1 pseudogene is annotated in these 294 nt (G+C 38.1%); it reads left to right on the top strand.

Annotated features, from left to right (window positions below):
- Positions 1 to 294, top strand: a pseudogene (locus LG649_RS16075) (glucose-1-phosphate thymidylyltransferase); the annotation flags it as partial.

Raw genomic sequence — 294 nt, 5'->3', positions numbered from 1 at the left:
CAGAAAACATATTTATAGAAGCAGGTGCTAAATTAGAGTATACAACATTAAACGCTAGTACAGGCCCAATATATATAGGTAAAGATGCAGAAATTATGGAAGGCTCTGTAATAAGAGGACCTTTAGCTCTTTGCAATAATGCAGTAGTTAAACTAGGCGCTAAAATATACGGGCCAACTACTATTGGACCCTACAGTAAAGTATGTGGCGAGGTAAGCAACTCTGTTATTTTTGGTTACTCCAGTAAAGGGCACGATGGCTATTTAGGAGATTCTGTATTGGGTGAATGGTGTA

It is taken from the genome of Neotamlana laminarinivorans, from assembly GCF_020523925.1.
GTDB lineage: Bacteria > Bacteroidota > Bacteroidia > Flavobacteriales > Flavobacteriaceae > Neotamlana > Neotamlana laminarinivorans.
Note: the sequence above shows the minus strand (reverse complement) of the source record. Positions and strands in the feature narration are given on the sequence as shown.